Origin of the sequence: Micromonospora sp. CPCC 205554, assembly GCF_036902745.1 — a bacterium.
GTDB classification, from domain to species: Bacteria; Actinomycetota; Actinomycetes; order Mycobacteriales; family Micromonosporaceae; genus Micromonospora; species Micromonospora tulbaghiae.
Map to the genome: position 1 here is coordinate 1 of NZ_JBAKHP010000048.1, position 24,632 is coordinate 24,632.

Sequence of the window (24,632 nt, forward strand, 5' to 3'; positions counted from 1 at the left end):
GGAAAACTGAACAGCACACAGGGCCTCACGCAGGCGATCTACACCACGCCACGGGACGTGACCGACCGTTCTCGCTCTAACCCTGACGATTCAACCTCTGTAACAGGGCAGTACTAGGGTGCTCTCGTTGTAGGGCGGTGCAACAGGGCAGCGTCGCTGGAGACCATCACGTCGAGCAGGCTGGCGCCTCGCCGCTGCAGCAGACGCGCGGTGAGGGTGGGGGTCAGGGAGAGGCTGACCGCGGCTAGCAGGATGGCCGCGAGCACCGGCGCCCACAAGTGACCCCCGGTGGTGGCGCCGATGATGCCGGGGAGAATGGCGCCCAGCAGGACCACGGGGAAGATCGTCATTTGTCCACCGGTCGGATCGCCTGCTCGTTGTCCAGGGTAGCGGCGATCGCGGGCATCGGTGCCGACAGCCGGCATCAGGAGCGCGATCAGCGGTGCCACGGCGCAGGCCACTGCGGCTGCGGCGATGGCGCCGCTGACGGCGACGACGCCCAGCGGAGAGCGGGTCACGGCCCACAACACGGCCGCCAGCACGATCGACGGTACGCCGAATAACAAGAACCATGCCGCCATCCGGCCGCGTACGTCAGCCTGAAGGGCGCCCGGTGTGGTGAGCAGCTGCCACAGGGCCGTGCCGTCCAAGGCGTAGGTGTTGACCGCGACCATCGCGCCGAACACCGCCGCCGCGGAACCCACGAGGGGCAGCGCCCAACTCCAGTCGGTGACCCCGATGATGAGCGCCATCAACAGCGGGGTCAGCCAGGCGCTACGCAGTTCCACACCGCGCGCGGGATCCCGCGACCAGGTGGCCAGCTCTCGCGAGACGACAGCGGACACCTGCGGCGTCGTGAACGGAAGCGACAGCCCACGATCCGGTGCGTGAGGGCGTCGCGGCGTCACGAGACGAGGTGGTCGGCGTAGGGCCCGCGCTGTCAGGGTGGTCCAGCCCATGTGCAGCAGTGCACCCAGGGCCAGGAGGGCCATCAGCGGCACGACGACCGCTTCCGTCCCGGCGTTGTCACGGGCGGCGATCGCGGCGCGGTACCCCCATCCCGTGGGCAGGAGGGCGAGCACGTCGATGATCGGCGCGGGTAGCTGCCCGAAGGTTGGGAGGACCAGGGTGGTGTCGTTCTGACCGAGGCGGGGCAGCAACCAGGCCGCGATCGGCACCCAGCCAGCGAACGACAGCGCGAGCATGACGGCGGTCTGGGTGGCGGCCAGCCTCATCCCGGCCCGGGTCTGCAACAGCCAGGCCGCGATCACCGCCACCGTCTTACCCGCCCAGACCAGCAGATACAGCTGTGCCACCATCGCCACCGCGCCGATCGTGGCCGCCGTCAGGCCGCCCGGTGCGGCCAGCACGACCAGGGACGACAGACAGGTCAGCGTGACCAGCGGGCCGACGCCCAGCAGCTCGGTCCAGGACAAAGCCCGAGCCGCGCGCCATGGCCGTAGCGGATAGCCGCGTAACCAGTCGCGCGAGATGACCGACGGATCGTGGCGTGGCTGGGTCAGAGGGCCGAACAGCCACATGCCTCCCCATCCGGTGAGCGCCACGGCGATCCAGCCTTCGTGGAGCAGTCCGCGGTTGGCCACTGCTGCGCCGACGACCACCAACGCGGCCAGGGCCATACCGGTGACCAGGCTGAATCCGCGCTCGTTGTGCGGGCCGTTGCGGAGCAGGCGTAGCTTCAGCACGAACAGGGCTCGGGTCATGTCAGCCACCTCAGCGGGCGGACCGGATCGGCGCCGACCAGATCGACGAAGCGTTCGTTGAGCGTCCCGTTCGCTGCCACCTTGTCTACCGGCCCCTCGACCAACACCCGGCCACCGGCCACCAACGCCACCCGGCGGCAGTTGCGTTCGACGAAGTCCATCATGTGGCTCGACATGACCACCGTGCCGCCGGCGGCGACGTACTGTGTGAGCACCTGTTCGATGGAGCGGGCCGAGACCGGGTCGATTGCCTCGAACGGCTCGTCGAGGACCAGCACCCGGGGGAGGTGCAGCATCGCCAGCGCCAGATTGATCTTCTTGCGCATGCCGGTGGAATACTCCACGATCAGCGTGCGTGGAGTAGCGTCGAGGCCAAGGATCTCCAGCAGGTCCTCGGCGCGGACCCGCCAGCTGTCATCCAGCCCACGCAGCCCGGCGCTGTAGCGCAGCACCTCGGTGGCGGTCAGCCGTTCGGGTAGCGACAGCCCGTCCATCATGATTCCGAGCTGGGCGAGCGCGGCTTGCCGATCGGTTCGTAGGTCATGACCGGCGATCCTGATCGTGCCGGAGGTCGGCTCCCGCAACCCGCACATGGCCGTCAGCGTGGTGGTCTTGCCGGCCCCGTTCGGGCCGACGATGCCATAGCACATTCCCGATGGGATGCTCAAGCTGACCCGGTCGACGGCGAGTACAGCGCCGAAACGCTGGGTGAGGTCAGTTACCTCAACGGCGGGGACAGTGGAATCGAGCACTTGCATCGTCTCTTTCCGGCAAGGAACGGCAGACCGGTCAATTCGGCCGCACTATTCGTCGATCAGGCCGCGGATCTCGTCCATGCGACAGGACGTCGAAGCGGGTTGCCGGAGCAGCGCATACACAACGAAATGCGCTGACCGCCGAGCGGCCATCTAAGTGACGGCACGCCAGCAGTCGCCCGCTGCTACAGCAGAGCGACGTTCGTTCGGCTCCGCTACCACACGACCAGTTCACCGTTTTGTGCAGTCGGATGAGCTATCACTCGGCGGTGTGCGTGAGGATGGCGACGGCCAGTTCCTCGTGCACCTCCGGCGGAAGCGTATGTCCCATGCCCGCAGTGATCATCAGCCGCGCTCCCGGGATCTGCTCGGCGATGATCGCGCCGTGACCCGGCTTCACCGGCTCGTGGCTGCCCTCGATGACCAGCGTGGGCGCCTTCAGTTGGTGCAGCACGCCCACCGGCTCGAAGTCCGGGCTGGCCGCAGCGGCCAGCCGGTGGTTGGCCACCGCCGTCAGGTCGCGGGCCCGGTCGTAGATTCGTTCCTGTAGCCGGCGCGCCGCGTCCTCGTCGAACGGCAGCCCGGTGCCGTGCAGCACGCGCTGTTCGGCGATCATGCTGTTGATCTGGGTGCGCCGGTCCTCTGGTGGTGTGGCGGTCATCAGCGACCGGTAGAAGGCCAGGAACTCCGGCGTCGGCTCGGGCAGGCTGTCCTCGGGCTGCGGCTGCCCCATCAGGGCCCGCAGGATCACCTGACCTTCGCCGCCGCCGAGCGGCGAGGAGGCGATGACGGTCAGTGAACGTACCCGGTCCGGCTGCTCCACCGCGATGAACTGGCCGAGTAGCCCGCCGGCCGAGTGGCCGACCAGGTGGGCGCTCTCCAGGCTGTGGGCGTCCAGCACGCGGTACACGTCGTTCTTGATGTCGTCCCAGGTGTACGGCTGTGCCGCGAAGTCGACCGTGCCCGACTTGCCAGTGTCACGGTGGTCGTACCGGATTACCCGGCGGCCTCCGGCGACAAGGCGGCCGACGAACTCGTCCGGCCACAGGACGCCCTGCGACATCGACCCCATGATCAATAGGATCGGCGCATCCGTTACGGCGCCGAACTCTTCACTCCAGATGTTCACATCATGCATGTCTCAGAGCATGTCTTCTTCCGCCGCAGGCGCCTTCTGTAGAACTACTAGTCGCGCCAGTTCCGTACGGGAGCCGATGCCCAGCTTCGGATAGATCTTGTACAGGTGGTACTCGACCGTGCGGGGGCTCAGGAACAGCTGGGCGGCGATCTGCTTGCTCGACAACCCGTCGGCGACCAGGCCCGCGATGCGCAACTCCTGCGGGGTCAGCGCGTCCAGCACGGCCGAGCCCGGGGCCTGCCCGCTCTCGCCCGCCGCCCGCAGTTCACCCTGTGCGCGCCTCGCCCACGGCCTCGCGCCCGCCCGCTCGAACGTCTCCCACGCCATCCGCAGATGCGTCCGCGCGTCGCCCGGCCGCTGCGCGCGGCGCAGGCGCTCACCCAGCAGCAGAGCCGTCCTGGCCGCCTCGAACGGGTTGGTGTGCAGCCGCAACGCCTCGCCGAAGGCGTCCTCGGACGACTCGGCCAAGCCCCGGCAGCGGGCCAGCAGGGCGCGCGACTCGGGCGTCGCGGCGTGCGCCGACCATCGCTCGTACGCCTCGAGCGCCGCCCGTGCACCCACCTCGTCGCCCGCGCCCATGGCGGCCTCGACACGATCCGGCGCCGTCCGCCACACCACGGTGGGATGCCCGACACCCGGTCCCGCCTCGGCGATGGCCGTGAAGCGGTCATGCGCCGTCGCGTAGCGTCCCAGGCACAGGTCGAGCAGCGCCAGCGCGTACGCGGCGACCCCTGCCCGCAGACCTACCCGGTGCGGTATGGCGATGGCCAGCGCCTCGCGGGCCTGCCGTTCACAAATCTCCTCCTCGCCTCGCAGCGCCGCCAGGACCGCCAGGTTGGCCAGGTGCGCGGCCACGGTGTTCTCATAGCCGGCCTCGCGGGCCAGTTCCAGGCCCTCCTCGGAGATGGCCTGGCTGCTTGCCAGCCGCCCGGCGATGCGCTCGGCCGTCGCCACGAACTCCAGCACGACCGGCAGCTGCCCGGTCATCCCCGACACCCTGGCCACCCGTCCGGCCCGCTCGGCCATCTCGGTCGCCAGATCCGACTCGCCCAGATGGCTGGCCGCGGCCGCCGCCCACAGGTACTCCGCCGCCTCCCCCAGCTCGCCGACCCGCGCCAGCGCCCGCCGCAGCAGACCCGGTCCGGCAGCGTCGCCATCCAGCGCCAGACCGATCCCGGCAACCGTGTCCCGCAAGAATCCCTCGCGGTGCCCTGCCGCCCTCCGCCCGAGCTCGATGATGGCCGCCGTGTCGCCGACGTACGAAGCGGCCTCCGCGGCATCGGCCAGCATCTCCAGGCTGTCGCCCCCCGCCAGGATCCGCACGGCCTCGGCGGCGTTGCCGGAGTTCAACTCAAACCTGCCCCTGAGCTGGGCGATTTCCACTGCGAGGCCGGCATCCGCGCCAGCCTGGTCACGGGCCTCGGCCAGCAGCGACTCCGCCTGCCCGGGGCGACCACCAAGCCAGGCCGCGACGGCGGCGTCCTTCAGGCGGGCAGCACGGGTGCGCGGCTCGGGGGTCAGCTCGGCGGCCCGGGCCAGGGCTGCGGCAGCGGTGCCGTACCCACCGCGGTCGCGCGCCAGCTCCGCGGCGGTCACCAACTCGATGGCGGCCTGCTCGTCCTGGCCCATGGCGGCTCCGGCCAGGTGCCAGGCGCGACGCTCACCCTCGGTGAGTTCCGCCAGTACCGCATGCACCCGGCGGATCCTGGCCGGGGTGTCCGCCTCGTGCACCGCCGACCGGATGAGCGGATGGCAGAAGCGCACGCGCGTACCCGAAAGCTCGGCCAGCCCGGACTCCTCCAGCTCGGCCAGCGCCATCCGCCCGGTCCACGCCCCCATGTTCTCTCCGGGCAGTACCGTCCGCTCGGCGGACAACCGGTCAGTGGCGCGCAGGACCAGGTCGAGGTCAGCCTCCACGGTGGCAACCAGCGCGAGCAGCCGGGCGGAGGCGGACAACGCGGCCACCCGGTCGCCGAACAGTCGGGTCCCACCGGGCAGCGGGTCGGGCAGCGGTTCGCTGCCGGCGAGTTGCGCGGGTGTCAGGCAGGCGGCTATCTCGCCCAGCGCGAGCGGGTTCGCGCGGGTCAGCGTGACGAGTTCCCGCGCCACACAGGGCTGCACACCGCAGCGGGACTCCAGCATCTCGGCTGCGGCGGCTCCGGGGAGGCCACGCACCTCCACCGTCAGAGGCACACCCTTGACCGGAGCGTCCCCGCGCACGGCGAACAACATCGCGATCTTTTCGGTCTCCAGCCGCCGAGCGGCGAACAGCAGTGCGTCGGCCGAGGCCTGGTCGATCCACTGGAAGTCGTCGACCACACAGATCAGCCCGTCCGGTGCGGCGGCTTCGACCAGCAGCGAGAGCACGCCAGCGCCCAGCAGGTACCGGTCGCCGGCAGTGCCTGCGGCGAGCCCCAGCGCCGCGCACACAGCGTCGTGCTGCGGTCCGGGCAGCGCGTCGAGCATGCCGGTCACCGGCCACAGCACCTGGTGCAGCGCGGCGAACGCGAGGTCGGTCTCAGCCTCGACGCCGGTGGTCCGCAGCACACGCATCGCGCCGCCACGCACGGCTACCGCGTCGAGCAGGGCCGTCTTGCCCACGCCTGCCTCGCCCCGCAACATCACCGCACCACCAACGCCGTCGCGAGCCCGCGCGATCACCTTGTCGAGTGCGCTGACCTCCGCCGACCTGCCGTAAAGCACGAACAACCACTCTAGGAGACTTCCACGCCGTCCCATCCCCACAGAGTCACTTCTCACAAACAGCGACACGGCGTGAACGTGCAGGTCATGGCCGCCGCCACCGGCCGCCTCGTCCGGCTTCACCGAGATGCGGTCCACGACCCGACCGCAGCCCGCACACACGGCATCATCGAGGCATTGACCAGGACAGACGCGATGACTTTCACCGGCAAGGGGCCACCTAGGGAACCCACGGCAGCGTGGCACCCCGATCAAGCGGGGCACCGCAGCCCGGCAGGTCGCAGCCGGCTCGGTTCCCCCGGCTGCTTCCGACCGAAGCTGTCACGCCCGCAGAAGGCGGTGAACCTGTGCACTGACGAAGATCCGCGCAATCACAGATCGCGCATAAGCCGATCCTCAGGTCGAACCGACGCTGAACCGCCCCGAATTCTTGTAAAGACCACCGTCGGCGGTGGCCCGCGCGGAGCCGTCTCGGATCGCGTGGTCGAAGGCGACGGCGTCCGCACACTCGGCAGGACTGTGGGCTTTAAGGTCGGCCCAGAAGCGGTCGTCGGGGGACGGGCATCCCACTTCCCTGTCAAGTTCCAGCGTGTCTTGTCGGCGGGCCGCTATAGATCATCCGGTTGTCGGCGTACGGCTTCCAGTGCAGCGCTAGGTACGCCAGACAAACACGTCGGAGCACCAACCGCGCCGATATCGTGCGGTGAGCGCGCCAGCGTTCCGGGCTGATGCCCGAGCCCACCCGCGCCGCCCGCCACGCGGTCAGGACCGGCTCGATCAACGCCCACCGCTCATCCGACAAGTCCGACCGATACCCACGCCGCTTCGTACCCACGCGGCGATCAACGACCCGAAGTGCCTGACGCCACGGCCGAACGTGAATCAACCGCTACACAGATCAGATGCCCTCTTACGCCCTCCGCGGGTTCAGTTCCCGCCGCCACCGCTCCTGAAAAGGCGAGACGCCCGGCGACTCTTCGCGAGTCACCGGGCCTTTCCCTTTGTGGTCTCAGTGCTGGTCTCAGTGGCCCTCGCGCCACGTCGCGGCGAGCCCGTCTCGTGAGGTGCCGCCTGAGCCGGAGGTTCCAGCGCTGCGCGCGGCGGCACACCTGCCCACGGAATCGGCAGCGGGTGCTGCGTCAGTAGCGTGTCAAGCACCTCGCTGATCGTGTGCCGGGACAGCTCGCCGGTGACGGCCTGGGCCACGCGGTCGTAGATGTCGTCCAGGACGGGCGCGATGCCGTGCCCGACGGGGCAGTCCCGTCGGGGCTGATGCGGGTGCAGTGCGAACGCCGGGCCCGGCTCGACCACCGCATACACGTCGGCGAGGGTGACGGTGGTGGCTGGCATCCGCAGCGACCACCCGCCGCCGGGTCCGACGTCGGTGGTGACCAGCCCGGCATCGCGCAGTGGGCCGAGGGCGCGACGGACAGCGGCAGGCCTGCTCTCCAGGCTTGCGGCGATCTGGTCGCTGGTCAGTCCGGTGTGGCCGTGCCGTTGCGCCAGGGCGAGCCAGCACAGGGCATGGACGGCCACGGTGAGGCGACTGTTACCGGCCATGAGGTCTCCGTCCAGGGGTTGCGCTTCTGCCTCCGACCACGATAATTCGTAACAACGTCTGTTACAGATAGGGGCCGATGTGCAGCCTTCCGACTTCGCCAGCTGTGCCGTAGTGGAGATGCGGCGTTACGCGCTGCGGCCCGGTCACTTCGATGACCTTCAGCGGGTCTTCCAGCCGTGGTTCATCGCGGGGCAGGAGCATGCCGGGATGCGGCTGGGCGGACAGTTCCGGGACCGGAATGACCCGGACAGGTTCGTGTGGTTCCGAGGCTTCGCCTCCATGGACCAGCGCCGCGAAGCGCTGGAGTCCTTCTATTCCGGGCCCTTGTGGCAGGCGCACCGCGACGCGGCCAACGCCACGATGATCGACAGCGATGACGTCCTCCTGCTGCGACCGACCGAGCCGGACCACCGCCCTGGCGTGTCAGTGGCCACCGGGCAACCGGGACCGACGGTCGACCCGACCTGGGTGGTCGCCCAGGTGTGGTCGCTGCCGACCGCCGACCTGGAAGCATGGCTGACCACCGCCGGGCACCCGATCCTCCAGCGGGCTCTGGGCGTGCCGGTGGCGATGTGGCGCACTGAGCCGGCGGAGAACACCTTTCCGCGGCTACCGGTGCGAGACGGCCGCTTCGTGGTGTCGCTTACTGTGTTTCGGGACGGGGAACAGTGGTCCATGGCTGCGGCCCGGCTTGATGACGACCCTGGCTGGCGCCGAATCGCCGATCGGCTGTCGGATGCCGGGGCGACAAGCAAGGTGAGTCACCTGCAGCCGACCGCCACATCGGGCCACCCGGTGCCGACGGCTGCGCCGCCCCACCCGGCGGTGGCTGGATGACCGGTCCTTCGCCCAGCCCCGGCCTGCTTCCTCGCTGCCTCCGCCAGGCGGCCCGCGTACCGGCGGCGGTACGCGAGCCCGGTGTGGGCGTCCGTCAGCGCCGGTCGAGTTCCTTCTTTAGCTGCTGGATGAGGGTCTTGCGGGACTTGCCGTCGCGATCGCGGCGCAGTGCCGACTTCAGTTGGGCCTTGTCGAGGTCGCGGACGAGCTTGGCAGCCTCGGCGACCGGCAACTCCGACAGTTGTTCGGCCGACGTGGCGTTGCGGCGGGCGCGTTTGGCCGGTCCGGTGTTGGCGACGTACTGCTTGCCGAACTTTGATTCCTTCCGCTTCTTGGGCGTCGGTCGCCCGCTTCTCCTTCTTATAGGGCATCTGATCTGTGTAGCGGTTGATTCACGTTCGGCCGTGGCGTCAGGCACTTCGGGTCGTTGATCGCCGCGTGGGTACGAAGCGGCGTGGGTATCGGTCGGACTTGTCGGATGAGCGGTGGGCGTTGATCGAGCCGGTCCTGACCGCGTGGCGGGCGGCGCGGGTGGGCTCGGGCATCAGCCGGCCGGTGCATGATCTCCGGGAGAACGTCAACGCGATCCTGTACGTGGCCAAGGACAGGGATCGCCTGGGAGTACCTGCCGCACGACTTCCCGCCAGCGAAGACGGTGTACGCCTACTACGCCAAGTGGGAGGCAGACGGGACCACGCAGCGGATCCACGACCTGCTGCGGGAACGGGTTCGCACGGCCCGGGGCCGCCGCGCGAGCCCGTCAGCGGTGGTCCTGGACTCGCAGAGCGTGAAGACCTTCACCAACGTCGGCGAGGACAGCCAGGGCATCGACGCGGCGAAAAAGATCAAGGGACGCAAGCGGCACATCGCCACCGACACCCTTGGCCTGCTCCTCGCCGTGATCGTCACCGCCGCGTCGGTGCAGGACTCCACCGCCGGCCGGCACCTGCTCACCAGCGTGTCCACGGACCATCCGGACGTGGTCAAGGCGTGGGTCGACGGCGGTTACAACACCGCCGTACGAGCGCACGGCGCACGGCTGGGAATCGACGTCAAGCGCGTACCCCGCCACGCCGGGAAGGGCTTCCACGTCCAGCCCCGGCGGTGGTCGTGGAACGGACCTTCGGTTGGCTGATGCAGCACCGACGACTCGTCCGTGACTACGAGACCCTTCCCCAACGCACCCGGGCGATGATCCACTGGGCGATGGCTAACACGATGAGCCGCTACCTCACCGGAGAACCCACCCCAACCTGGCGAAACGAAACCACCTGATCGGACCAACCTCACCAAACGAGATCAGATGCCCTCTTAGAACTCCTAACTTTTTGAGCGTTGGAGTCGGCGCCAGCAGATGGCGGCGCAGGCGGGGGTGAAGAACGCTTCGTGGATGTCGTCGCGGATCTCCCAGCGGATTCGGAGGCGGCGGAACCAGTGCAGCAGGGCGATGGTCTGCTCGACGACCCAGCGTCGAGTGCCGAGTCCAGAGCCGTGCGCGATGCCGCGTCGGGCGATGACAGGTGTGATACCGCGCGTGCGGAGCTCGGCGATCGGCTGGCTGCACGACCTCACGGCACCTCACCGACGAGAGTACAGATCCGTCCCAGTGGTCCTCGATCACCATTCCGACGCTGTTGATGTAAGGCGCAAACACATGGGAGCCGATGCCCACCACGATGACGGCTCTCGCCGACGCCCTGCCCACAGCTCGCCGAGCTATCTGGCCCGGCGAGTCGCACCTCGCGACTACGACGGCCCCCGACCTGATGGCGAGCGCTCTGCACGAGTTCTTCAGCGAGGCACCGGCGTAGTGCGACCGGCAGCATCACGATCTGGCCTGCCGCCTGGACCGATCCCAGCGTCAATTGCACGCATGCTTCGTCACCAGAGGAAGCCTTGCTTCGAACACCAGCTGCCCCAGCACGCCGATGCATACACCCGGGTCTGACCTTTCAAGCCTGGGCCACTGTTTCGACCGGCCCCGTCCGCCCTGGGCTGAAGCATCAGCGGTACGTGCCCGTGGGCGAGGGTCGCCGCTACCTCGGACGTCTGCAGTGGGCGATCATGGCGCGACGACAACGTTCGCGAGTGGTTCGCCGGCGGCGTGCCGCCGGACCTGGTTGACCAACAAGCGGCGAGCCCGGGGTGACAACGCAGCGGTCAGGCCGCCGACGTGCGGGCTGATAAGGACATTCGGCGCGGACCACAGCGGGTGACCAGCGGGCAGCGGCTCGGGCTCTGTAACGTCCAAGGCGGCGTGCATCCGGCCTTTGCTGAGTTCGGTGAGCAGCGCGTCGGTGTCCACCACTCGGCCCCTTGACACGTTTACCAGCAGGGCCCCGTCGGCCATCTTGGCTAGGAAGTCCGAGTTCACCATGCCTTCGGTTTCCGGGGTTAGCGGTGCGGAAAGGATGACGACGTCCGCGTGCGGCAGCATGTCCGCGATCTCCGAGATCGGCCGGACCCCGGGGCGGGCAGTCCGGGCCACCCGGCTGACGGCTACCTCGAACCCGGCGAGCCGGCGTTCGATCGCGGCTCCGATCGAGCCGTAGCCGACGATGAGAACCCGGGCGTCAGCTAGTCCACGCGACCAGTACGGGTCCCAGCGGCCCTCGTCGCCCGCCCGAACGAGTTGCGGCAGTCCGCGCCGGGCGGCGAGCGTAAGCGCCACGGCGAGTTCGGCGGTAGCCGCATCGTGAACGCCCCGGCCGTTGGCCAGGGTCAGACCAGGCCGCAGGAATGGCAGGACGTGGTCGTAACCAGCGGTCACTGTCTGCACGACGTTGAGCCGAGGCATCTGAGTGATCGGCTCACACAGGCGCGGATCGATGATCCCGTACGGCACCGCGTACAACTCGACGTCGTCCAGGTTCTCCGGGAGGGGTTGCGTGCCGTCGTAAAGCCCGACGTCAAGATCGCTGAGGTCGGCCACGGCGTCGGGGTGAGGCAGCAGGTAACGCATGCCGATCATCATGCCTCGGCGGACAGTCGGATGTCCGGGAGCACAGCGGCCGACATCCGTTCATCGGCACGAACGTGCGCAGGAGCACTGAGCCGGGTCACGCGAACGGTTGCAACAGCCCTGCGATCGACGCGCATGCCCGATGGCACGTCTTACAACTCCTAACTCTTTGAGTATTGGAGGCGGCGCCAGCAGGTGATGGCGCAGGCAAGGGTGAGGAAGGCTTCGTGGATGTCGTCGCGGATCTCCCAGCGGATGCGCAGGCGGCGGAACCGGTGCAGCAGGGCGATGGTCTGCTCGACGACCCAGCGTCGGGTGCCGAGGCCGGAGCCGTGGGCAACTCCGCGTCGGGCGATGACGGGCGATGCCGCGCGTCCGTAGCTCGCGACGGTACTTGTTGAAGTCGTAGCCGCGATCTGCATAGGTCCGGTCGGGCCGCTGCCGGGGCCTGCCGCGGATGCCCGTTGATCCGGGGGACCTTGTCGACCAGGGGCAGCAGTTGGGTGACGTCGTGGCGGTTGCCGCCGGTCAGGCTCGCGGCGAGGGGGATGCCGCCCGCGTCAGTGATGACGTGGTGTTTCGAGCCTGCCAAGGGCTCCGCCGGCGGTCGGCCACCCGCATTCGACCTCGAGGTCTACCGGCAGCGCCACGCCGTGGAGTGCGGCATCAACCGCCTCAAACGCCACCGAGGGCTGGCCACCCGATACGAGAAGCTGGCCGTCCGCTAAGAAGCCACCATCCACGTCACCGTGATCAACGAGTGGCTACACACTTCGAGACACCGCCTAGGTGAGCGCGTGCACCAGTGCGGTCGCCGATCCGGCCAGGAGGGCCATGCCCGTGCCGGCACCGACGACGGCGCTGGGGGTCAGGTCGTACCGTCGGGCGACGGCTACGCTGACGAGCGCGACCAGGGGAACGATCACGGCCCAGATCGCGAGGGCCGGATAGCCCAGAAGTGGCGCTAGAGGGAAGAAGTGCAAGCCGACGACCAGGGCGATCCAGACCGGGACCAGGGATGTGCGGCCGGTCTGCTGGAGCCAGATCGCGCCGACGGCACAGAGGATCACCTCGATCAGGACGATCACGCCGAAGACCGGCCCCGTCGTCTCGTCCACGGAGTTGCCCTCGTCCCAGGTGCGTGCGGTGACGATGCCGCCGATGATCGCTGCGGCCAGGGACAACACCGAGCCGATGCCGAGCCACGGACGCCACGACTTGGGCGGTGCCTCCTGCGCCCAGCCGAACCAGACAATCCCGAAGACTCCGAAGATCGCGGTGGTGGCTGCGGCGTTGGCGGCAAACTCAGCATCCATCGGGGCAGTCTAGGGGCAGATGAGCGTCGCTCCGGACGGTGTGAGGTGTACCAAGGATTGTGGACATGTCCTGCGAGTTACGAGGATGAGTCCATGTCCGAGCAGCGTCGTCTTCAGCCCGTAGAGGGCCTGACCAGCGGCCCGGCACCCGTTGGCGACCGAGGCGGACAGCGTTCTGCGCTACAGTCCGCGAGGTGACGATCGTCGCGGCCGACGACCGAACTGACGTGGCGGCAGACGCGCCGCCGCCGGCCAACTCCGGCCTCGCTTCGCGGAAATGCACGGGCAGGTCGCCGCTCTCGGCGGCATGCTGACGTCAGGCCCAGCCGGGGCTGCCGTGCCGGCGACGACAACGAAGCAGGGACGAGCTGGCAGTCACCGCTTTACCCACCGACGATCAGCATCGGGTAGCTGGTCGAGCTTCGGCAGGGCGGGGACGCAGCGGTGAGGAGGCGGTGATGGTCGGGGAGGTCACGCACGGCGGTGCGGGTGGAGACGCCGGCAGGGGCGAGGTGTCGACCCCGAGCCTGATCGGCCGTGACGACGAGTTGGCTCGGCTGAGTCGGGTTCTCACGACCACCCCGGCGCTGGTGCTTGTCGAGGGTGAGGCCGGCGTCGGGAAGACGCGCCTGCTGGACGAGTTTCTCTCGTCGTCCGCCAGTGCCGCGCACTCCACGCTGTCGGCGGTCTGTCCGCCGCTCCGGGAACCCTGCACGTTGGGGCCGATCGTCGACGCGGTCCTCGGTGCCGGCGTCGGCACGCTGGCGGATCTGCGCCTCAGCGGACTGGCGGGGGCCTTGCGGCCGTTGTTCCCCGAGTGGGCCGCGGACCTCCCGCCGGCCCTCGAACCCGCCGAGGACGCGAGCGTGTCGCGGCACCGGGTGCTCCGGGCCCTCGCCGAACTGCTCGACAGACTCGGTGTGAACCTGCTCGTCGTCGACGATGCGCAGTGGTCCGACGACGCGACCCGGGAATTCCTGCTGTTCTTGGCGGACAGAGACGGTCAGGGCCCCAGCCTGGTGGTGGCCTACCGCCCGGAGGATCTGGTCGGTGACCCTTGGCTGCTGCGCCTGTCGGGACGGCTACGGCCGCACCGGGCGCGGCTCCGGCTCGTGCTTGACCCACTCGACCAGTCTGAGACGGCGGCGCTCGCCTCATCGATGCTGGCGGGCCAGCACGTCTCCGACGAGTTTGCTCAGCACCTGCACGCCCGCACCGAGGGAGTGCCGCTCGCCGTGGAGGAACTGGTGCGGTTGATGGCTCGCCGCGGCGACCTTGTCCGCCGTGGCCAGAGCTGGAAGCGACTGGCGCTGGACCAGATCGTGGTGCCACCGACGGTGCGGGACACCGTGCTCGAACATGCCAGCCGCCTCAGCGCGTGCGCCCAAGCGGTGCTGCGTGCTGCCGCCGTCGCCGCCGACCCCATCGCCGAGCGACTGCTGCTGTCGATCAGCACGCTCGCACCGACGGACTTCAACGCCGGCCTCGCCGAAGCCGCCGCCCACCGCCTGTTGCACCAGCGCGACGGCCGGCGGGTGTCCTTCCGCCACGTGCTGGCAGGTCGGGCGATCTACGACGCCGTTGCGGAGCCGGAGCGACGCGTGCTGCACGAGCGAGCCGGACACGTGCTGGAATCGGTCGTGCCTAGGCCGCTGGCCCAGCTCGCGAACCACTTCCGGCTCGCTGGCGATGGCGAGAAGTGGTGCAGGTACGCGCAACTCTCCGTGGACGTCGCGTTGGAGACCGGCGACGAGACAACGGCGGGTGCGCTCCTGCACGACCTGCTGACCAACGGTGACGTACCGCCCGAGCAGATGTACGAGTTGGTGGACAAGGTGCCCTTCGGCTCGTTCACCGGGCTGGACCGGTTACGGGATCTCGCCAGCGCCGTGGATCGCGCGCTCAGCCGGGACGCACTCGATCCCGGTGTGGAGGCGAACCTGCGGTTTCAACTCGCCCGGATTCTCAACGACATGGAGGAGTTCGACGGCGCGCACACCGAGTTGGAGAAGGCGCTGCCGCATCTCGACCGCCGACGCGCGTCACCGGCGGTCGCCATGATGCTGCTCGGCTGGCCCCGGGGGCGCACGCCAGCGGCCCGGCATCTGACCTGGCTGGACAGGGCGGCGGAGTTCTCCGTGGCGTTGGATCCTTCGGATCGGCTGCGGGTCGCCACCGGTCGGGCTGCCGCGCTGCTGCTGCTCGGGGAGGAGCGCGGCTGGGCCGAGGCGGAGCGGATCCCGCTGGCCGCCCGGGTTGGCAGGGACCGGCGGATCGTCACCGTGGGGCACCTCAACTGTGGCGACGCGGCGATGAAGTGGGGGCGGTACGCGGAGTCAGGCCGGTCGCTCGCCACCGCGCGCCGGCTCGCCGAGGAGTACGAGCAGGTCAGGATCAGGGACCTCATCGAGTGCACGCAGTTGCACCTCGACTGGTTCGTCGGCGCCTGGGGCGGTCTCACGGAGCGGACCGTGGCGTTGACGAGCGGGGACGACCTCCACCGGGTCAGCCGCCTCGAACCGGTCATGGTCAGGGGCCTGCTGTTCATGGTGAGCGGTGACCTTCGTCGCGCGGCTGAACATCTCGAGCGCGCCATCGACGATGCACGCGGGTTCGGCGCGTGGGACATCCTCGCGGAGGCGGCGGCGACGCTGGCCCTTGTCAGGCTGCGTGAGGGTCGGTTGGATGACGCGCTCGCGCTCTCCGGCGGCCCGTGCGACATCATCGCGGAGAAGGGCATCTGGCTCTGGGGAACCGAGGTGGTGCCGGCGCGTACCCGGGCGTTGCTTGCCGCCGAGGCCGTGACCGAGGCCCGGGACCTGGTTGACGCGTTCACGCAGGGACTGCGGGGCCGGGGCGCGCCCGCGCCGAACGCGGCGGTGCTGGACTGTCGTGGGCTGCTCGCCGAGGCCGCGGGTGAGTACGCGGCGGCGGCTGGCCTGTTCGCGCGGGCGGCGGCGGCCTGGGCGGCACTGCCCAGGCCGTACAACGCGGCGCTTTCCCTCGAGCGGCAGGCAACGTGCCTGATCCGAGCCAGCGCGGTGCCCGACGGGGTGGAACTGCTGACCGGGGTCCTGGACACGTTGGCGTCGCTGCCGGCGAGCATCGACGTGGACCGGGTCGCCCACACTCTGCGTCTCCACGGACGGGCGGTGCCCCGCTCTTGGCGCGGCGGTCGCAAGGGCTACGGCTCGGATCTGTCGCCACGCGAACTGGAGGTGGTCGCTGTTGTGGCCGAGGGACGGACCAACCGCGAGATCGCGGAGGCGTTGCACCGCTCACACCACACCGTGGCCAGCCAGATGAAGTCGGCCATGCGCAAGCTCGGTGTCTCTTCGCGGGCCGCGCTCTCCGCGAAGGTGACCGCAACGGGCATCGTCTCCGAACCCGGGGCGACGCCAGGGACCTGAACGCCACGCGCGTTCCGGGTTCTTTCACTCACCTGAGGGATCGCAGCCGCGACCGGCGATTGGCCACGATGCTGGCATGCCGCGTCGAGATGACCCAGACGAAGCCGTGACGCCTTCGCCACCGGAGAACAGCGACCAGCCGGTCCACCGGTCTCCCGGCGCGAGTGGCCCGTCAGCCGGGCCGGTCGACGAGCCGGACGCCGAGGATGACGACCGGTACCTGCCCCTGTGACCGGCACGACGGGGAGCACGGCAGCAATCCGAGAAGAGGACTTCCATGCACGTTTCTCATTCGGCGAGACGAAGATACACGACAGCGACGGTGGCCTTCCTGGCCTCGGTGCTCGCCCTGGGCAGCGCCGCGAACGGGTCCGCGTCGGCGAACACGGACGCGACCTCGCGGGCGAGCGTCGCTTCGCAGGACAAGCTCCGTCCACAGCTGCGTAGCCAACTACACGACCGGACGTCCGACGTGGACTTCTGGGTCTACTTCGGGGCCAAGGCCGACTTGAGCAAGGCCCGTTCGATCAAGGACTGGAACAAGCGCGGGGCCGCCGTCGCCAAGGCGTTGAAGGACGCCGCCAACGACAGCCAGCGCACGGTACGCCAGGAACTCACCGCCGCCGGCATCGCATACCAGAGCTTCTGGGCCGCGAACGCGATCAAGGTGACCGGTGGGCCGGAACTGGCCGAACGGCTGGCCACCCGCAGCGAGGTGACCTCGCTGTGGCCGTCCCTCCGGGTCGAGCCGCCACCGGTCGCCAAGGGCATCGCCCAGCAGCAGGTCGACGAGGCCGAGTGAGGCATCGCCAACATCAACGCCGACCGGGTGTGGGAGCAGTTCGGCGTACGCGGTGAGGACATCACGATCGCATCGATTGACACCGGCGCCCAGTTCGACCACCCCGCGCTGGTGAGACAGTATCGCGGGGCCAAGAGCGACGGCACCTTCGACCACAACTACAACTGGTTCGACGCGGCGGGTAGCTGCGGCGACGCGCCGTGCGACCGCGACGGACACGGCACGCACACGATGGGCACCATGGTCGGTGACGCCGGCCCGGGCAACCGGATCGGAGTGGCCCCCGGAGCACGCTGGATCACTGCCAACGGCTGCTGCCCGAACGACGCCGCCCTGATCAGCTCCGGCCAGTGGATGCTGGAGCCGACCGACCTGAACGGGCAGAATCCGGACGCCAGCAAACGGCCGCACATCGTGAACAACTCGTGGGGCACCACCGCGCCGTCGGACGCCCCGCTCATGGAGGACATCAGCCAGGCGTGGGCCGCGTCGGGCATCTTCGGCGTCTGGGCCAACGGCAACAACGGCTCAGCCTGCCAGACGAGCGGTTCGCCGGGCAGCCGCGTCATCAACTACTCGGTCGGCGCGTACGACGCCGCCAACGCCATCGCCGGCTTCTCGTCGCGCGGCGCCGGCCAGGACGGCGAAAGCAAGCCGAACATCTCCGCACCCGGGGTGAACGTACGATCGAGTTCCCCGGGCGACGGCTATACCCAGCTCAACGGCACCTCGATGGCGACGCCGCACGTCGCGGGCACCATCGCCCTGCTCTGGTCCGCGGCCGGGCCGATGGTGGGCGATGTCGACGGCACCAAGGCGCTGCTGGACGGCACCGCCATCGACAGCCCGGACGATCAGTGCGGTGGAACCGACAAGGACAACAACGTCTTCGGTGAGGGCCGTCTGGACGCGCTCGCGCTGCTGCGCCAGGCGCCGATCGGCCCCACCGGCCGGGTCGGCGGCACCGTCACCGACACCGTGACCGGGAAGCCGATCCCCGGCGCCAGCGTTACGATCGGAGGACCGGTCGATCGCACCCTGACCACCGGCGCCGACGGCACGTACCGCTCGGGTGCGTTGCCCGTCGGCGAGTACACCGTAGACGCCCGCAAGTACGGGTACGGGTCCGCCAGCAACGACGCGCGGGTCACCGAGGCAGCGACCGCGACGGTCGATCTCAGATTGGCACCGCAGCCGATGAGCCGGGTCAGCGGCACCGTCACCGACGGTTCGGGACACGGTTGGCCGCTCTATGCCAAGATCACCATCGACGGCTATCCGAACGGACCGATCTTCACCGACCCGGTGACCGGCCGGTATGCGGTGGAGCTTCCCGTCGCCGCCGCGTACCAGATGCAGATCACCGCCCAGTACGACGGCTACCAGACCGCCCGACAGACCATCGAGCTGGGCACCACGGACCTGATCCGGGACGTGGCCCTGACCATCGACCTGTCGAGCTGCACCGCCCCGGGATACCGGTGGAACGGCTCCGGCGAGGACTTCGACGACTGGACCGGCACCGGCGCGCAGGGCGGCTGGACGACCACGGGCGCGCCGAGCTGGCGGCTCGACAACCCCGGCCATCGGCCACCACCCGACGGCGGGGGCGGTAGGTTCCCCATCGCCGACTCGGCGGCCGCCGGCAAGAAGCTCGACACCACCCTGACGTCACCGAGGTTCGACCTGACCGGCCAGAAGGCCCCCCAGCTCAGCTTCACCACCTCCTACTATCCGCACGACAAGGGGCAGCAGGCCGAGGTCGGCGTCAGCGTCGACGGCGGCAGGACTTGGCGCACGGTGTGGCGGCGGACCGAAAGCCACGCGTTCGGACAGGTCATCGTGCCGCTGCCGCAGGCGGCCGGCCGGGACAAGGTCCGGGTGCGGTTCCACTACCAGGGCCGCGACGCCTGGTGGTGGGCGATCGACAACGCCTTCGTCGGTACCCGCGCCTGCGTACCGGCCCGGGGTGGGCTGGTCGTCGGAACGGTCACCGACCGCGACACCGGCGCCGCGGTCTACGCGACCGTGGCCCCGACGGCGCGACCGCGGGAATCCGGCTCGGGCGTCACCACGCCGGCCGACCCGAACCTCGGCGACGGCCTGTACTGGGTGTTCAGCACCGGGACCGGGCCCACCGAATTCACCGCGACGGCACCCGGCTACGGGGCCCGGACGGCCACTGTCCAGGTGCGGCGGGACGCGGTCGTGGCCGGGAACTGGTCGCTGGTTCGGAAGGGCGGCTGAGATGCCCGACGAGATCACGCGCCGCGAATCGCCATCCGACCCGAGGAGTCACCCGGTGACGAGATCACGCAGCAACCCCCGTATCTCGGCTCGGCGTCGCCGCCCGTACCTGCGCCTGCTGGCGGCGGTCACGGCGGTGCTGACCGTAGCCGGGGCGCCGTCCGCCACTGCGGCCCAGAGTCGACCCGGCCCCTTCCCGGCTCCGGCCGGCGGGTCGGCGGCCACGGCCGGCGGCGGCGCGGTACCCGCTGCGGCCGGCGACGGTCTCCGGGCGGTTTCGCTGCCCGGCCTGAAGGGATCGACCTACACCGTCACGCTGATGACCGGCGACGAGGTCACGTTGACCCGCGACGGCGGTCGCTACACGATCACCGCCAGCCCGACGCCCCGCGCCGACGGCACCCGTCCCACGATCGACGTCAAGGTCGACACCAGCTCGGACCCGGCGGACACCAGCATCCACGCGCTCCCCAGCGACGCGCGGGCGCTGATCGCCGGTGGTGTCGTGGACCAGAAGGTCTTCGACGTGCTCTGGATGGCCTCCCGGACGGCGAGCGGTGAGAGCGGGTCACTTCCCCTGACGGTTGAGTACGGCGATAAGCCGGGAGCGGCGACGCTGAACCAGTGGGTGGCGACGCTGCCGGGTGTGACGGCGACGGCGACGCACCCGCAGATCGGCAGGGTCGACCTCCGGGTTGACCTGCGCCACACGGCCGAATTCTGGGCAGAGGTCAAGGGCCGTACGTCGATCGGCGAACTGAACGACTACCTGTTCCACGGCGTCGTCCCGAAGCTCAGCGGCGGCATCGTGGGGATCTGGCCCACCGACCGGCGCTCCGCGTCGACAAAGCCGCAGGCCGACACCGGGCAGCCGAAGTACCAGATCACCCAGATCGTCAAGAGGACGAAGGGCGAACCGGTCAACTGCGGCACCGGCATCTTCATCATGTGCGCGGCGGAACTGCCCGGCTTCACCCAGGTTGCCGGGTCCGCCGTCGGCTCCGGCTACGAGGCGACCAGCGGGCGTTGCCTGGACCAGAATCCGTGCACCACGTGGGAGCTGACCTACCAGGTCCCACCGGGCAAGTACGTCGCCGGCGGTAGCGCCCGCTTCTGGCTCGACAGCCGCGAACAACAACTCAACCTGATGGTGCCGGAGTTCACCGTGGACGGGGACGCCACGATCCGGCTCGACGCCGACGCCGCGCGGGAGTTGACGGTCGGCACCCCACGGCCGACCGAGACGTTCATCGGCTCCCGCACCGCGTTCCGCACCTACAGCAACGGCCACGGCGGGGCCTGGCTCAGCTTCACCTGGTACGGCAACTCACGGTTCTGGGCCATCCCCAGCGCTCCGGTGACCGTCGGCACCTTTCACATGGGAGTGAACTGGGTGCTGGGCAAGCCGCTCGTCACCATGTCGGTCACCACGCCGCGCCGCGTCGACCTGAACCCGATGCTGCCGGCCGACTGGTACAAGCGCCCTGGACAAGAGGTGGTCCGGTTCGATGGCCGGCGGAACGTCGCGGTGGTCGACGGCGGGCTCGGCAGAGCGGCGGACTACGACCGGGTCGACGCCCGGGGCAAACTCGTGCTGCTCAGCATCGACGCGGACAAACCGGTAGGCGGCATCTGCCGGATCGGCGCGGCGCAACTCGCCCGCGCACGCGCCGCCGGCGCGGTCGGGGTGCTGATCGAACCGGTCTCCTCCGGCGGGATCTGGCCGACCACGGTCTGCTCGCTGCCGGTCGACCCGGACTGGTGGTACAACCCGCAGGAGGTGCCGGACATCCCGTACGCGGCCATCGCGCCGGGCGAGGCGGAGACGTTGCGGACCCTGCTGCGCAGGGGCCAGGTGAAGGTCGAGTACTCGGGGTACGACGCGGTGAGCCCGTACCTCTACACCCTGCACATCTACCAGCAGGGGCGGATCCCGGCCTCGCTGCACACCGAGGTCACCGACAAGCAGCTCGCCACGGTCGAGACCGCCCTGCACGGCACCCAGGCACAGCCGGCCGACCTGGTCTACTCGGCCTTCCGACCGAACGAAACCGTGGCCGCCGGCGTCCCGTACCGGTACCTCACCGACACCGTCAAGTTCACCACCTACCGGGGCCCGGTCTCACCGGACCTGGTGCGGCGACAGGACTACGATCGCACCGGGCCGAAGCCGGGCGCCCGGGCCATCGACGTCGTCGACCGGGCCGACCGGTCCACCGCGCGATGGACGGCGGGACCACTCGTGCCCGGCGCACCGGAGCTGTCACCTAAGGTCTTCCGGAGCCAACCGGGCAAGTGGGAGGCGGACTGGTCGACCGAGGTCTGCGCGTTCTGCCGGCAGGGCAACACGTTCTACCCGATCACGTTCCTGGTCTCCGGGGCCAGCCCGGAGCAGGCGATGGGGGCGTACGTGTTCGAGCCGGACAACGTGCGGATGTACGCGGACGGCCGGGAAATACCACAGACTCAGTCGCCCTGGTGGGGTGCCACCTACGAGCTGCCTGCCGAGTCCAAGCGGTACCGGTTGACCGGGCGCAACTCCAACGGCACCACCTCGACGACGTGGAACTTCACCTCCGCCGCGGGCGTCGGGAAGACCCCACCGTCGGGATTCCTCTGTGCTGAGGGTTCGGCCACCTCGTGCCACGCGGCCCCGCTGGTCTTCCTGCGGTACAACACGGACGCGGACCTCGCGGACGCGGTCACCGCGCCCGGCACGCACCGGCTGGACGTCACCGCGTATCACCATGCCCCGGACGCGCCGAAGATCACGAGCGTCTCGCTCTGGATCAGCACTGACGGCGGGACGACCTGGACGCACACCCCGACGACCCGCCAGGGCGACGGCAGGTACACCGCGCGCTACCGGCTCCCACGGATGGCCGAGAGCGGGGGCACCGTCAGCATCAAGGCCCAGGCGGCCGACGCCGGGGGCAACACCGTCGAGCAGACCGTGCTCGACGCGCTCACTCTCACCGACGGCCGCTGACCATGGACGGAGAGCGTCGAGTTCCGGTGGCGTCACCACACGCCCGCTGGACTTGCCGCTCTCCATCCACCGTCTCATCCTGCTGAGGCGAGAGGCACGATCCCAAATGCTCGTAACGGGCCCAGGCCAACCAGCAAGGTCGTCAACGTGGACCTTGGATCGAAGCGACCTGGACACTCTGGCAGCCCGGCGCGCTCAGGTTCGGCCTTGCGGTCCACGATCACAGGGGATTGACATGGCCCTCGAACGCCTCGGGTAGATGAGCAAAACCGCGCGGCGGGCGCGGGCGTGCCCGCTGAGGTGTTCGGCGACATCGAGCGCAATCGGTTGCCCATGAAGTTGACCCAGCAGGATGTGGTACCCGCAAGCCGAGGGCCCTCGCCTACGGTCACGTCCACGTGGGGCTGGATCACCAGCGTGTCGGGTTTGCCGGCTCGGGCTGGAGAAACTCCAGCCGGTTGCCGAGGTTGTCGAACGCGTAGAGGCGGCGGTGACCCGGGAAGGTGTCGTCCCAGGTCACCTCGACCCTGTGTGCGTTCAGGCGGGCGGCCAGGGCGTCCAGGTCACCGACCAGGATGCCCGGGTGCGCCTTGCGGGCCGGCTGGAAGTCCGCTTCCACCCCGAGGTGGATCTCCAAGCGGTCACCACGTACCCACAGCCCGCCCCGAGCGGCGAGCACTGGTGGCTTTCGCACCTCGGCGAGCCCCAACACGCCCACGTAGAAGGCCCGACACTCGTCCTCACTGCCGGCAGGAATGGCCAGTTGGACGTGGTGCAGACCGTAGCCCAAGCCTGAGTCGTGCTCAGGTCCGTAACCAAAGCTGGAGGTGCTGGCGTCGGTCACCGATGTTCCTTCCTTCGCGAGCCGCGTAGCGGTTCAAGGGCCGACCCTTGTCGGTCCGGGCCGCTGAGAGTGTCCAGGCTGTGTCGTTGCAAGGTCAAGTTGACGATCGCCGCTGGCAGAGCCTCATAGAGGACAGTGAGCAGGTTTTCGTGGTCCGATCGTTACGCGCACGCCTGGCGATGTGATTTTCAGGCGTGCGGTTGCCGGTTGGGAACTTGATCACTCCGCCGCGGGTGACGAACGAGGTGATGTGACACACGGCTACGTGACTGTTCCGACTTTCGTCTTCGTCCACGGCGCTGGCAGCAACTCGTTCACCTGGGCGCCCATGCAACGGGAGTTGGCCCTGCGCGGGCACCGTTCGCTGGCCGTCGACCTGCCCGGGCACGGGTTCGGCGCGACCTTCCCGGTGGCGTACCAGGCCCCGCAGGATCTCGCCGCCCTGGCCGCCGCGCCCAGTGCGATGGCCGGCATCGGCCATGCCGACAACGTGGCGCACGTCCTGGACGTCGTGCGGCGGGTACGCGAGCACGGGCCGGTCATCCTGGTCGGGCACAGCCGGGGCGGGCTCACCCTGACCGGGGTCGCCAACGCCGCCCCGGAGCTGCTGGACCGGCTGGTCTACATCTCGGCGTGGTGCTGCGCCGCCGACACCCCGGCCGGCTACCAGGCCTCGGCGGAGAACGCGTCGAGCGCCCTGAACGGCGTCGGTGGCCTGCTCGCCGCGAACCCGACGAAACTCGGCGCGCTGAGTTGCTACCGCCGCAACTTCTGGCTGGTGTTTGGGTTATCGATGATCCCACTGTGCAGCGGTTCGTTGCCGTACGCCATGGTGGCGAACTGCCTACGTTGATCAACATTGGAGGCGGGGTCATCACCGGGATCGCCCGGCTGTTGCTGATCTACGCCATCCTGCGGCTGGCGGCCCGGGAATCGACCCTAGCCGGTCTGTCGCCGCGGCGGTGCTGGCACCACCTGATCGCCATCACCCGACCGTTCGACCACATGCATCGATGGTCGAGATGGCAACGCCGACGCCAATGCCGCGCCAGAAAGCCCATTACCAGCGAAAACTCCGACTTCACCAGGTGCGGCTCTCCCGCAGGACAAGCGTCGGCCGATTAGTCCCTAACCCCACCCGCGCTGCCTGCCGCGCGGTCGGCACTGGCTCGATCAACGCCCACCGCCCATCCGACAAGTCCGACCGATACCGTGCCGCTTCACAAACCGCGCCGTGATCAATGAGCCATTTTCATCGTGACGGCGCAGGTCACGGGCGGTGTGGGAGGCCGGTGTCCAGGTAGGACGAGGCTCCCGGTAAGACAGCAATCGACCAAGATCAGA

16 protein-coding genes and 5 pseudogenes are annotated in these 24,632 nt (G+C 69.4%); 9 read left to right on the forward strand and 12 right to left on the reverse strand.

The features are described 5' to 3' along the window. Positions 1-113 precede the first annotated feature (113 nt). The 6 genes and pseudogenes from V6U82_RS30480 to V6U82_RS30510 all read right to left on the reverse strand — a co-directional run bounded on the left by V6U82_RS30480 (position 114) and on the right by V6U82_RS30510 (position 7,880). Complete coding sequence (locus tag V6U82_RS30480; RefSeq protein ID WP_030504795.1) at positions 114-1,724, reverse strand: hypothetical protein; 1,611 nt, start codon at positions 1,722-1,724, stop codon at positions 114-116. Continuing rightward, entirely contained in the window at positions 1,721-2,476 is a 756-nt protein-coding gene (locus tag V6U82_RS30485; protein WP_387034063.1) for an ABC transporter ATP-binding protein, read from the reverse strand. The genes V6U82_RS30480 and V6U82_RS30485 overlap by 4 nt, the downstream gene beginning before the upstream one ends. Positions 2,477-2,738: 262 nt before the next feature. After that, complete coding sequence (locus tag V6U82_RS30490; protein WP_030504793.1) at positions 2,739-3,617, reverse strand: alpha/beta hydrolase; 879 nt, start codon at positions 3,615-3,617, stop codon at positions 2,739-2,741. Between the two features lie 3 nt (positions 3,618-3,620). Further along, entirely contained in the window at positions 3,621-6,458 is a 2,838-nt protein-coding gene (locus V6U82_RS30495) for a LuxR C-terminal-related transcriptional regulator (protein ID WP_205779537.1), read from the reverse strand. A 601-nt stretch (positions 6,459-7,059) separates the two neighbouring features. Beyond that, positions 7,060-7,155 (reverse strand): annotated as a pseudogene (locus tag V6U82_RS30505) (IS5/IS1182 family transposase); the annotation flags it as partial. 149 nt (positions 7,156-7,304) lie between these two features. Beyond that, the gene (locus V6U82_RS30510) at positions 7,305-7,880 is read right to left on the reverse strand and encodes an Rrf2 family transcriptional regulator (RefSeq protein ID WP_123111895.1); all 576 of its coding nucleotides are present in this window, start codon (positions 7,878-7,880) and stop codon (positions 7,305-7,307) included. A 118-nt stretch (positions 7,881-7,998) separates the two neighbouring features. Between V6U82_RS30510 and V6U82_RS30515 the strand changes: the two genes are divergently transcribed. Continuing rightward, the gene (locus V6U82_RS30515) at positions 7,999-8,718 is read left to right on the forward strand and encodes an NIPSNAP family protein (protein WP_148062130.1); all 720 of its coding nucleotides are present in this window, start codon (positions 7,999-8,001) and stop codon (positions 8,716-8,718) included. A 94-nt stretch (positions 8,719-8,812) separates the two neighbouring features. Here the strand turns inward: V6U82_RS30515 and V6U82_RS30520 are convergent, their stop codons facing one another. After that, entirely contained in the window at positions 8,813-9,136 is a 324-nt protein-coding gene (locus tag V6U82_RS30520; protein ID WP_184976847.1) for a hypothetical protein, read from the reverse strand. Between the two features lie 20 nt (positions 9,137-9,156). On the opposite strand from V6U82_RS30520, the pseudogene V6U82_RS30525 reads away from it, so the two are divergent. Then, positions 9,157-9,993: pseudogene (locus tag V6U82_RS30525) on the forward strand (IS5 family transposase). Between the two features lie 45 nt (positions 9,994-10,038). On the opposite strand, the pseudogene V6U82_RS30530 reads toward V6U82_RS30525, so the two are convergent. Continuing rightward, positions 10,039-10,260, reverse strand: a pseudogene (locus tag V6U82_RS30530) (transposase); the annotation flags it as partial. A gap of 122 nt (positions 10,261-10,382) precedes the next feature. Here V6U82_RS30530 and V6U82_RS30535 point away from each other — a divergent pair. Next, a complete protein-coding gene (locus V6U82_RS30535; RefSeq protein WP_170215199.1) occupies positions 10,383-10,529 on the forward strand; it encodes a hypothetical protein in 147 nt (48 codons plus the stop codon). A gap of 251 nt (positions 10,530-10,780) precedes the next feature. Here V6U82_RS30535 and V6U82_RS30540 read toward each other — a convergent pair whose 3' ends face one another. Then, positions 10,781-11,680: a 2-hydroxyacid dehydrogenase gene (locus tag V6U82_RS30540; RefSeq protein WP_084213228.1), complete on the reverse strand. Its 900-nt coding sequence runs from the start codon at positions 11,678-11,680 to the stop codon at positions 10,781-10,783. 161 nt (positions 11,681-11,841) lie between these two features. Then, positions 11,842-12,293, reverse strand: a pseudogene (locus tag V6U82_RS30545) (IS5 family transposase); the annotation flags it as partial. On the opposite strand from V6U82_RS30545, the pseudogene V6U82_RS30550 reads away from it, so the two are divergent. Continuing rightward, positions 12,268-12,469 (forward strand): annotated as a pseudogene (locus V6U82_RS30550) (transposase); the annotation flags it as partial. The pseudogenes V6U82_RS30545 and V6U82_RS30550 overlap by 26 nt on opposite strands. On the opposite strand, the gene V6U82_RS30555 reads toward V6U82_RS30550, so the two are convergent. Then, positions 12,466-12,996: a hypothetical protein gene (locus V6U82_RS30555; RefSeq protein WP_030504803.1), complete on the reverse strand. Its 531-nt coding sequence runs from the start codon at positions 12,994-12,996 to the stop codon at positions 12,466-12,468. The pseudogene V6U82_RS30550 and the gene V6U82_RS30555 sit on opposite strands and share 4 nt — an antisense overlap. A 458-nt stretch (positions 12,997-13,454) precedes the next feature. Here V6U82_RS30555 and V6U82_RS30560 point away from each other — a divergent pair, with 458 nt between their 5' ends. The 4 genes from V6U82_RS30560 to V6U82_RS30575 all read left to right on the forward strand — a co-directional run bounded on the left by V6U82_RS30560 (position 13,455) and on the right by V6U82_RS30575 (position 22,444). Beyond that, positions 13,455-16,406 (forward strand): helix-turn-helix transcriptional regulator, encoded by a 2,952-nt coding sequence (locus V6U82_RS30560; protein ID WP_334467412.1) that lies wholly within the window; start codon positions 13,455-13,457, stop codon positions 16,404-16,406. A 322-nt stretch (positions 16,407-16,728) separates the two neighbouring features. Next, a complete protein-coding gene (locus V6U82_RS30565) occupies positions 16,729-17,208 on the forward strand; it encodes a hypothetical protein (protein WP_334467414.1) in 480 nt (159 codons plus the stop codon). A gap of 27 nt (positions 17,209-17,235) precedes the next feature. Next, positions 17,236-19,455, forward strand: coding sequence for a S8 family serine peptidase (locus V6U82_RS30570; RefSeq protein ID WP_334467416.1), 2,220 nt, complete (start codon positions 17,236-17,238; stop codon positions 19,453-19,455). A gap of 55 nt (positions 19,456-19,510) precedes the next feature. After that, positions 19,511-22,444 carry a hypothetical protein gene (locus tag V6U82_RS30575; protein ID WP_334467418.1) on the forward strand — a complete coding sequence of 978 codons (2,934 nt, stop codon included), beginning with the start codon at positions 19,511-19,513 and terminating at the stop codon, positions 22,442-22,444. A gap of 409 nt (positions 22,445-22,853) precedes the next feature. On the opposite strand, the gene V6U82_RS30580 is transcribed toward V6U82_RS30575, so the two are convergent. Beyond that, positions 22,854-23,234 carry a VOC family protein gene (locus tag V6U82_RS30580; RefSeq protein ID WP_030504807.1) on the reverse strand — a complete coding sequence of 127 codons (381 nt, stop codon included), beginning with the start codon at positions 23,232-23,234 and terminating at the stop codon, positions 22,854-22,856. Between the two features lie 319 nt (positions 23,235-23,553). Between V6U82_RS30580 and V6U82_RS30585 the strand changes: the two genes are divergently transcribed. Continuing rightward, on the forward strand, positions 23,554-24,141 hold the full coding sequence (locus V6U82_RS30585; RefSeq protein ID WP_084213229.1) for an alpha/beta fold hydrolase: 588 nt from the start codon (positions 23,554-23,556) through the stop codon (positions 24,139-24,141). Positions 24,142-24,632: the final 491 nt, after the last annotated feature.

What these genes read in the sequence shown, in the direction of transcription:
- V6U82_RS30540 (WP_084213228.1), bottom strand. Translation starts at nt 11,680, where the DNA reads ATGCGTTACCTGCTGCCTCACCCCGACGCCGTGGCCGACCTCAGCGAT.
- V6U82_RS30510 (WP_123111895.1), bottom strand. Translation starts at nt 7,880, where the DNA reads ATGGCCGGTAACAGTCGCCTCACCGTGGCCGTCCATGCCCTGTGCTGG.
- V6U82_RS30515 (WP_148062130.1), top strand. Translation starts at nt 7,999, where the DNA reads ATGCGGCGTTACGCGCTGCGGCCCGGTCACTTCGATGACCTTCAGCGG.
- V6U82_RS30560 (WP_334467412.1), top strand. Translation starts at nt 13,455, where the DNA reads ATGGTCGGGGAGGTCACGCACGGCGGTGCGGGTGGAGACGCCGGCAGG.
- V6U82_RS30535 (WP_170215199.1), top strand. Translation starts at nt 10,383, where the DNA reads ATGCCCACCACGATGACGGCTCTCGCCGACGCCCTGCCCACAGCTCGC.
- V6U82_RS30490 (WP_030504793.1), bottom strand. Translation starts at nt 3,617, where the DNA reads ATGCATGATGTGAACATCTGGAGTGAAGAGTTCGGCGCCGTAACGGAT.
- V6U82_RS30555 (WP_030504803.1), bottom strand. Translation starts at nt 12,996, where the DNA reads ATGGATGCTGAGTTTGCCGCCAACGCCGCAGCCACCACCGCGATCTTC.
- V6U82_RS30480 (WP_030504795.1), bottom strand. Translation starts at nt 1,724, where the DNA reads ATGACCCGAGCCCTGTTCGTGCTGAAGCTACGCCTGCTCCGCAACGGC.